General features: G+C 71.3%; 7 protein-coding genes. 4 read left to right on the top strand and 3 right to left on the bottom strand.

Annotation, left to right across the window (positions count from 1 at the left end):
• Positions 1–183: 183 nt before the first annotated feature.
• Positions 184–678 carry a DUF2510 domain-containing protein gene (locus tag ABD285_RS16240; protein ID WP_344203536.1) on the top strand — a complete coding sequence of 165 codons (495 nt, stop codon included), beginning with the start codon at positions 184–186 and terminating at the stop codon, positions 676–678.
• A gap of 58 nt (positions 679–736) precedes the next feature.
• Here the strand turns inward: ABD285_RS16240 and ABD285_RS16235 are convergent, their stop codons facing one another.
• Complete coding sequence (locus tag ABD285_RS16235; RefSeq protein WP_344203533.1) at positions 737–2,599, bottom strand: helicase-associated domain-containing protein; 1,863 nt, start codon at positions 2,597–2,599, stop codon at positions 737–739.
• Positions 2,586–2,846 carry a hypothetical protein gene (locus tag ABD285_RS16230; RefSeq protein WP_284254591.1) on the bottom strand — a complete coding sequence of 87 codons (261 nt, stop codon included), beginning with the start codon at positions 2,844–2,846 and terminating at the stop codon, positions 2,586–2,588. Before ABD285_RS16230 ends, ABD285_RS16235 begins: the two co-directional genes overlap by 14 nt.
• 52 nt (positions 2,847–2,898) lie before the next feature.
• Here ABD285_RS16230 and ABD285_RS16225 point away from each other — a divergent pair, with 52 nt between their 5' ends.
• Together ABD285_RS16225 and ABD285_RS16220 are read left to right on the top strand one after the other, a co-directional pair.
• On the top strand, positions 2,899–3,279 hold the full coding sequence (locus ABD285_RS16225; protein ID WP_284254592.1) for a cold-shock protein: 381 nt from the start codon (positions 2,899–2,901) through the stop codon (positions 3,277–3,279).
• Positions 3,276–3,920 (top strand): DUF3027 domain-containing protein, encoded by a 645-nt coding sequence (locus ABD285_RS16220; protein WP_344203531.1) that lies wholly within the window; start codon positions 3,276–3,278, stop codon positions 3,918–3,920. Before ABD285_RS16225 ends, ABD285_RS16220 begins: the two co-directional genes overlap by 4 nt.
• A gap of 110 nt (positions 3,921–4,030) precedes the next feature.
• On the opposite strand, the gene serC is transcribed toward ABD285_RS16220, so the two are convergent.
• The gene (gene serC / locus ABD285_RS16215; RefSeq protein WP_344203528.1) at positions 4,031–5,152 is read right to left on the bottom strand and encodes a phosphoserine transaminase; all 1,122 of its coding nucleotides are present in this window, start codon (positions 5,150–5,152) and stop codon (positions 4,031–4,033) included.
• 67 nt (positions 5,153–5,219) lie between these two features.
• On the opposite strand from serC, the gene ABD285_RS16210 reads away from it, so the two are divergent.
• Positions 5,220–5,912 carry an iron-dependent transcriptional repressor DtxR gene (locus tag ABD285_RS16210; protein WP_284254595.1) on the top strand — a complete coding sequence of 231 codons (693 nt, stop codon included), beginning with the start codon at positions 5,220–5,222 and terminating at the stop codon, positions 5,910–5,912.
• Positions 5,913–6,000: the final 88 nt, after the last annotated feature.

Genomic DNA, 6,000 nt, shown 5'->3' with positions numbered 1-6,000 from the left:
ACTCAGCCCTCAACGGCCAACCCCCGATCAGCCGACTGACACCAAAGTGCTGACCCGGTACATCTAGCGCGTGACGCTGAGTCTGAAGCACAGGTCCTCGAGTCTGCGACGAAACCGCGACTTGTCGCCGATCTCGCGCCGCCTCTGGAGCCCACGGCTGTCGACACCACGCCAAGGGAATCGGTGACCGCTGCACCACGGAATTGGCTATCCAAACATCTTCGTGCCGCGATCGCCCTTGGGATCGTTCTCCTGATCCTGGTCGCTGGAGGAATTACGACCGCAGTAGTGGTCCACGACGCTCAAGCAGCCGCAGCCGTGGCGGCGAGCGCGGCCAAACATAAGCGGGAGCTCGCGGAGCAGAAAGCCGCTGATCAGAAAGCTAAGGACGATGCTGAGCGCGAAAGTCGGAAGGAATCAGTTACGGAGATTGAGAACTCGGTGAAGGAGATGGCCCAAAAGGACGTGACGGAGGGCGTCCTGGATGGCCCAATCATTAGCGCGACGTGTGATCCCGTCAGCGGCTCAACCGACGACCTCACGGATCAGACGACCACGTTCAACTGCTTCGTTGCGAACAAGGACAACGGCGATGGAACTTTCAGTGGGTACTACTTCAACGCGACGATGAACTGGTCCAGCGGTAGCTACACGTACGGTCTTGGGAAGGCGGGGTAGGGCCGGCGTTAGGCCTCGAGACCGCGGCGGATCCGGCTCCTCGGCCGCTCCCACCCGCTCAGCGCGGCGTGACGGCGGTGATCGACGACACGGGCAGGGTGCGCTCGATGTCGGCGCGGCGATCCCGTGCTCGCAGCCGTCCACCCGCGAGGGATGCCGGTTCGACCAGGTACTCCACGTCGCTGCCGTCGGGCAGCCGCACGCTCACGACCACGGTCATCCGGTTCTTGACCGCGAGCTCGAGCTGCCGCTCGAGCCACGCGCGTCCGGTGTCGGCGGGCTCGGCGGCGGCACCGCTGCGCACGTGCTGCACGAGCAGCACCGCGGTGTCGTCGCTCGTGACCCGCTCACCGGCCGCGCGACGGTGACGCGGGGGCGGGACGATCGTGCCCACGGCATCCTCGGTGACGACCGCGTACCGGGCCTCGACGAGCGCGTCGTAGAGCACCTCCTCGGTGTAGCGGCACAGCAGCCGGTTCCCGTCGCGGACGAGGTCGAGCGCCGCGAGCGCGGGGTCGACGGCGAGCGGCTCGAGCAGCGCCGCGTCGGAGGCGCGCACGTACGAGAGCGACCCCTGCACGACACCGGGGTCGAGCGCGCCGACCCGCAGGCTCCCGAACCGCTGCGCCGTGTCGTCGAGCAGGTACTCGACCGGCTGCGGCACACCCGTGAGCGAGGTCGCCGCGAGGAAGTCCCGGATGCCGTCGACCGTCTCGCCGGCGACGAGCGCCCGGGTGATGCTCGCCTCGCTCACGCGGTACGTGGAGGCGAGCTCGAGCGTCTCCACGTCGGCGATGCGGCGCATGCGGTCGTCGACCTCCGCCACGAGCGGACCGGGCGCGATGGCGGACAGATCCGGCTGCAGGTAGATGCGGTCGACCTCGGTCGGGAACAGCGCGCGCATCGCCTCGGATGCCGCCTCCTCCCCGTCGACGAGCAGCGCGGCCCCCGCGGTCGACGGCGTCGCCCCGCTCAGCAGGCCCAGCAGCTCCGCCTCCCGCGCGACGACCATGACGCGATCGCGCACCCAGTCGCCGCCGGCCGGGAACAGCCACGCGACGAAGTCGAGAAGGCCCTCGCCCCACTGGGCGTGGGCCCGGCTGCGCAGCAGGACGAGCAGGTCGTCGGGCAGTCGCTCGAGCCACGCGCCGGCGAGCCGGGCCCAGCGCTCGAGGCGGGGTCGCCGCAGCCACCCGGCCGCATCGACATCCGGGATCCAGCTGCCGCCGTCGAGCCGAGCGAGTCCGGCGCGGGAGGCGACGTCGAGCAGCCGGTCGACGGTGTCGCCCTCGATGCCGGCGGCGGCCGCGAGACGGCGGCCGTCGGGCAGGGCGACCCCGCCGCGGGACAGCTGCCGTGCCGGCTGCGCGTCGAGGGCGCGGAGGAGTTCGCTCACCGTGGTGGTCGTGGCGAACGCACGCTCGGCCGCGCCGCGGTCGACGAAGCGGGCGTCGGTCTCGCTCACCGGCTCGAGCGCGGCGGGCGGCGGATCGGCGATCAGGTGCTCACGCGTCGGCAGGCCGAACGCCGGCCACGCGCGCAGCTGCTCGACCACGGCATCCCAGGGCGCGTATCGGCCGGATTCGACCCCGAGCAGCGCGACGTCCTCGGCGACGCGCGCCCGCTGCTCCACCTCGTCGACCGTCGCGCCGAGCTCCTCGGCGAGGCGGACGGCCGTCGGAGCCCCCTCGGTCGCGGCGAGCTCGCCGGCGGTGGCGAGCAGGGCGAGCACGGGACGGTCGAGCCGCTGCAGGGCGGCCTGGACCGACCCGCGATCGAGCAGCGCCTCGGCCAGGTCGAAGAAGTCGTCGATGCCGTGCGCGCGCACACCGCGCGCCGCCACGAGCCGAGCGAGGGCCGCGTCGTCGAGCCCGCGCAGTCGCGCGGCGAGGCCGAGCGCCGAGCCGCTACTGGCCGGCATCGAGTCGGCGCCTGCGGGTGTTCATGACGACGATGAGGACGATGGCGAGCACGAGCGCCGCCGGCAATCCGACAAGCGGCAGGATCGCCACCACCGGCCAGACGCCGGAGCCGAGGTCGGCGACGTGCGCCGCTCGGGCGACGAGCAGGGCGACGATCGCGACGATGGTCAGCCCGGTCACGGCGGCGAGGACGAAAGCCAGCACACGTTCGGTACGATTGAGCGGTACCGCGGTGCTTTTGGCCATCGCACCAGGATAGGGCCCGGGCTGCGGCCGAGATCGAGGAAGAGGTCGGGCGATGCCCACCGGCAAGGTCAAGTTCTACGACGAGGACAAGGGCTTCGGCTTCATCGCATCCGATGACGGCGAGGAGGTCTTCCTGCACGCCTCCGCGCTGCCCGCCGGCACCACCGTGCGATCGGGTTCGCGCCTCGAGTTCGGCGTCGCCCAGGGCAAGCGCGGCGCGCAGGCGCTCTCGGTGCGCGTGCTCGACACCCCCACGAGCCTCAGCAAGATCAACCGCCGCTCGGCCGACGACATGGCGGTGGTGATCGGCGACCTCGTCACGCTGCTCGACGGGATCGGCAACGGGCTCCGTCGCGGCAAGTACCCCGACCGCGCCCACGGTGCCAAGATCGCGGCCGTGCTGCGCAAGGTCGCGGACGACCTGGACTCGTGATCGACATCATGACGCGCGAGCAGCGGGACGAGCGGCTCGCGCGCGAGGCGCTGCTGGAGATCACGCCGGCGGCCACGGTCGGCGATGCGACCGGTCGGTCGCAGGCCGATGACGGCGTGGTGACGCTGACGTTCGCGGCGACGATGCTCGGCTACCCCGGATGGCACTGGACCGTCAGCCTTGCCGAGGTCGACGGCCTGGAGCCCACGGTGCTCGAGGTCGAGCTGCTGCCCGGCGACGGGGCGCTGCTCGCGCCGGAGTGGGTGCCGTGGTCGGCGCGGCTCGAGGAGTACCGCGCGGCGCAGACCGAGGGCGGCGAGACGGACGTGGCCGCGGCATCCGGTGACGACGCCGCAGACGATGACGACGTCGACGATGACGATGACGTCGACGACCTCGATGAGCTCGACGACCTGGGCGACGACCCCGACGACGGCATCGACTTCGAGAGCCACCTGGCCGACCCGGAGGTCGGCGAGGGCGACGCCGTCGAGCTCGAACTCGATCTCGGCGAGCCCGATCTAGGGCTGGCGGAGGTGGGTGACGATCAGCAGCACGACGCCGATCCCGAGCCCGACGAGGACGGTCCACAGCCACCACGCGCCGTGCGCCGCCAGCAGCGCCGGAAGAAACAGCAGTAGGCCGCCGAGCGCCAGGATCCAGACGACCATCCCGCTCAGCACGGCCTTGCGGTCGTCGGTGCGGACGGGTTCCGGCGTCGGCCGGCGATCCTCCGCGCGCACCCAGAGCCTCATGCGGTCGGCGCCTCGGCGTGCTCGAGCACGAAGTCGATGCAGCGGGTGAGGGCGCGCACGTCGTCCGGCTCGATGGCGGTGAAGGTCGCGATCCGCAGCTGATTGCGGCCGAGCTTGCGGTACGGCTCGGTGTCGACGACGCCGTTGGCGCGGAGGGTCTTCGCGACCGCCGCCGCGTCGATCGACTCGTCGAAGTCGATCGTGACGACCACCTGCGAACGGTGAGCCGGATCGGCGACGAACGGCGTGGCGGCAGGCGATGCCTCGGCCCAGTCGTAGAGGACGCCCGAGGACTCCCTCGTGCGGGCGTCGGCCCAGGCCAGAGCGCCGTTCGCGGCGATCCAGTCGAGCTGGCCCTCCATCAGCAGCAGGGTCGCGATCGCCGGGGTGTTGAGCGTCTGGTTCAGGCGCGAGTTGTCGAGAGCGTTCTTGAGGCTCAGGAACTCGGGGATCCAGCGCCCGGATGCCGCGATCCGCTCGATCCGCTCGACCGCGGCCGGCGAGACCAGGGCGAACCACAGCCCGCCGTCGCTGGCGAAGTTCTTCTGCGGCGCGAAGTAGTAGACGTCGGCCTGGCTCGTGTCGATCGCGACGCCGCCCGCCGCGCTCGTCGCGTCGACCACGGTGAGCGCTCCCGGGTCGCCGTGCACCCGGCGCACCGGGGCCATGACGCCGGTCGAGGTCTCGTTGTGCGGCCACGCGTAGACGTCGATGCCCGGCAGCACCTCGACGTCCGCCCGTGACCCGGCGGGTGCCGTGACCACGTGCGGCGCCTCGAGATGCGGCGCGGCCGCTGCGGCGGCGAACTTCGATCCGAATTCACCGAAAGTCAGGTTCTCGCTGCGGTGCTCGATGAGCGAGAAGGCCGCGGCGTCCCAGAACGCGGTCGAGCCGCCGTCGCCCAGCACGACCTCGTATCCGTCCGGGAGGGCGTAGAGCTCGGCGAGGCGGGTGCGCACCCGGCCGACGAGATCCTTGACGGGGGCCTGGCGATGCGAGGTGCCGAGAAGGCCCGCGTGCGTCTGCAGGTGGGAGAGCTGCTCCGGCCGGATCTTGGAGGGGCCGCATCCGAATCGGCCGTCGGCGGGGAGGAGGTCTGCGGGGATCTCGAGCGCCACGTGTCGAGTCTAGAAGGCGATTAGGGTTGATCCGTCCGGGCTCCACCCTCGGGCGCCGGGAGCACGCATGACCGATCTCGTCGACACGACGGAGATGTACCTCCGCACGATCCTCGACCTCGAGGAGGAGGGCATCACCGCCCTGCGCGCGCGCATCTCGGAGCGCCTCGGTCACTCCGGCCCGACCGTCTCGCAGACGATCGCGCGCATGGAGCGCGACGGCCTCGTGCGGGTCGAGGGCGACCGTCACCTCGAGCTCACGCCCGAGGGCCGCACCCGCGCGCTGCACGTCATGCGCAAGCACCGGCTCGCGGAGCGGCTTCTCGCCGACGTCATCGGCCTGGACTGGGCTTATGTGCACGACGAGGCCTGCCGTTGGGAGCACGTGATGAGCGAGCAGGTGGAGCGCCGCCTGCTCGAGCTGCTCGATCACCCGACCGAGTCGCCCTACGGCAACCCGATCCCCGCCCTCGACGAGCTCGGGGATGCGCCCGCCGGCCGCTTCCTCGAGGGCGTCGTCAACATCGTCGACCGCACCGCGGGCAGCCCCGCGACGGTCACCGGCACGATCAAGCGTCTCGGCGAGCCGGTGCAGTTCGAGCCCGAGCTGCTGGCGCAGCTGCAATCGGCGGGAGTCGTGCCCGGTGCCACGGCGCAGGTCTCGGCCGCGGGCTCCTACGTGCTCGTGCAGGTGGAGGGCTTCGGCGACGGGCTGGAGCTGCCGTCCGAAGTCGCGCAGCACGTCTACATCGCGGCCTGAGCCCTCGCGGCACCACCCCAGATCTGGGGCCTCCATGGGCCCTCCACCCCTACATCTGGGATGAGATTCTCCTCATCCCGCCGCGTCG

Source organism: Pseudolysinimonas kribbensis, from assembly GCF_039531715.1.
GTDB classification, from domain to species: Bacteria; Actinomycetota; Actinomycetes; order Actinomycetales; family Microbacteriaceae; genus Pseudolysinimonas; species Pseudolysinimonas kribbensis.
Note: the sequence above shows the minus strand (reverse complement) of the source record. Positions and strands in the feature narration are given on the sequence as shown.